This is a genomic window from Aeromonas sp. QDB23, assembly GCF_027707745.1.
GTDB classification, from domain to species: Bacteria; Pseudomonadota; Gammaproteobacteria; order Enterobacterales; family Aeromonadaceae; genus Aeromonas; species Aeromonas allosaccharophila.
This window is the reverse complement of sequence record NZ_JAPCJA010000126.1, coordinates 1-2,645: the sequence shown is the minus strand read 5'-3', so window position 1 is coordinate 2,645 and position 2,645 is coordinate 1. Positions and strand designations below refer to the sequence as shown.

2 protein-coding genes are annotated in these 2,645 nt (G+C 53.3%); both read right to left on the bottom strand.

Annotated features, from left to right (window positions below):
- Positions 1–131: 131 nt before the first annotated feature.
- Positions 132–923 carry an ANT(3'')-Ia family aminoglycoside nucleotidyltransferase AadA2 gene (locus tag PG888_RS22665; protein ID WP_001261740.1) on the bottom strand — a complete coding sequence of 264 codons (792 nt, stop codon included), beginning with the start codon at positions 921–923 and terminating at the stop codon, positions 132–134.
- A 92-nt stretch (positions 924–1,015) separates the two neighbouring features.
- The gene (locus PG888_RS22660; RefSeq protein ID WP_126841002.1) at positions 1,016–2,275 is read right to left on the bottom strand and encodes a CmlA family chloramphenicol efflux MFS transporter; all 1,260 of its coding nucleotides are present in this window, start codon (positions 2,273–2,275) and stop codon (positions 1,016–1,018) included.
- Positions 2,276–2,645: the final 370 nt, after the last annotated feature.

Here is a 2,645-nt window from a genome sequence, read left to right as displayed (position 1 = left end):
TGCACGCTTAAAAATAATAAAAGCAGACTTGACCTGATAGTTTGGCTGTGAGCAATTATGTGCTTAGTGCATCTAACGCCGGAGTTAAGCCGCCGCGCGTAGCGCGGTCGGCTTGAACGAATTGTTAGACATCATTTACCAACTGACTTGATGATCTCGCCTTTCACAAAGCGAATAAATTCTTCCAAGTGATCTGCGCGTGAGGCCAAGTGATCTTCTTTTTGTCCCAGATAAGCTTGCTTAGCTTCAAGTAAGACGGGCTGATACTGGGCAGGTAGGCGTTTTATTGCCCAGTCGGCAGCGACATCCTTCGGCGCGATTTTGCCGGTTATTGCGCTGTACCAAATGCGGGACAACGTAAGCACTACATTTCGCTCATCGCCGGCCCAGTCGGGCTGCGAGTTCCATAGCTTCAAGGTTTCCCTCAGCGCCTCGAATAGATCCTGTTCAGGAACCGGGTCAAAGAATTCCTCCGCTGCCGGACCTACCAAGGCAACGCTATGTTCTCTTGCTTTTGTAAGCAGGATAGCTAGATCAATGTCGATCATGGCTGGCTCGAAGATACCCGCAAGAATGTCATTGCGCTGCCATTCTCCAAATTGCAGCTCGCGCTTAGCCGGATAACGCCACGGGATGATGTCGTCATGCACGACAAGGGTGACTTCTATAGCGCGGAGCGTCTCGCTCTCGCCAGGGAAAGCCGAAGCCTCCATAAGGTCATTGAGCAATGCTCGCCGCGTCGTTTCATCAAGCTTTACGGCCACAGTAACCAACAAATCAATATCGCTGTATGGCTTCAGGCCGCCATCCACTGCGGAGCCGTACAAATGCACGGCCAGCAACGTTGATTCCAGATGGCGCTCAATGACGCTTAGCACCTCTGATAGTTGGTTCGAAATTTCGATGGTCACCGCTACCCTCATGATGTCTAACGCCTGAGCTCAGCCGACCGAAACCGCGTAGCGGTTTTGGGTCGGCTGCAGCGATTTGTTGGGCGATAGCTTGCCACATTCTCTCAACGATTGGGATTTGACGTACTTTCCGCACTTTGTAGCGCGACCACATCATGCTCCCCCTGGCCGCGAGAGCCCTCCGCTCGGGAAACACAAGACAGACCGAGCACGACTGTTGCAAGGGTCAAACAGTACACGACAACCGGCCAAGCCGTGTTGCGCGGCAACAGCGAAATGATCAACGTTCCGATGCTTCCTAGCAGTACACCGCCCAAGCAGAAGTAGACTGCCGTGACCGTTCCAGCAACATGGTCGAATCCTCGAAGAGCGCCATTGGGCGCCACAGATACCGCTGTGGCGACACCAATACCCACTAGCCACATTGGAGAAATAAAGCCTAACACGGACTGCGAAGCCCATATTTCGGTGATGGCAAGCAATACTGCTCCAGCTATCAGGCATCCCATTCCCATTCGCAAGACGCTTGGGCTGCCCCACTTGGGTATTACACGCCCCATAAAACGAGCTGTAAACACCATGGCAATTGCCACTGTGGCGAACAGCAGGCTGAAGCCAAGCTGAGACACACCTTGCCTGCCCATCATTAGTCCGGGCGCAATGGAGAAAAAGACGAAGAAGCTACCCATTCCAGCGGCGTAACACAACGTGTACAACCAGAAGTTCAGGCACTTAACGGGGAGTAGCAGCTGCGACCATTGCAAGCCCGCAACTCGTTGCACCCGGGTTTCAGGCCAGAATCGCCACGCTGCTGCAGATGCAGCGATCATGCCCAAACCTAGAAACGCAAAGATAGCCCGCCACCCAAGCCACATGTCGACGAGCGCTCCGAGCAATGGGCCTACCGCCGGGACCATGGCCAGCATGGATCCGAGTATGCCGTAAATGACATTACTTTCCTCGCGACCTGCGTAAATGTCACGTACTGTTGCAAACGTGGAAACAAGGCACGCCGAGGCACCACAAGCCTGAAGAATCCGAAGCCCCAGAAAGACTTCAGCCGATGACGTAAGAGCGAGGCCCATTGACGCCACAACGTAGGCGAGGCCACCTCCCAGTAGAACGGGGCGGCGCCCCAGTCGGTCCGATAGCGGTCCAAACAAGAGCTGACCGGCACCAATCATGACCAAGTACGTTGTCAGCGTAAGCTGAATTGTGCTCGCTGTCGTACCAAGCGCGTTTGGCATAAACGGCACTGCCGGCAAGTACATGTCCATGCCGAGTGATGCCAATAAATCGAACGGTGATAACAACAACACCGTGGCGGCAAGGGAGTACCGCCAACTAAAATTTTTTGAGCTCACGAAACCATCTCCTTGAACAAAGGATTTGGCGGCGCTCCCGTAGAGCAAAAGGATTCTTGAGAACGCCGCAACAACCGAAAAATGAAGGTTGCTGCGGCTTACTTGTCTGCGTTCTTGGAAATGCTCATCTGCCGACTATCTCATGATTGAATTTGAATCGTAACAACTTTCAAGCAACTCTGCGAGGAGCCTTATTGTGCGCCCAACTTTGTTTTAGGGCGACTGCCCTGCTGCGTAACATCGTTGCTGCTCCATAACATCAAACATCGACCCACGGCGTAACGCGCTTGCTGCTTGGATGCCCGAGGCATAGACTGTACAAAAAAACAGTCATAACAAGCCATGAAAACCGCCACTGCGCCGTTACCAC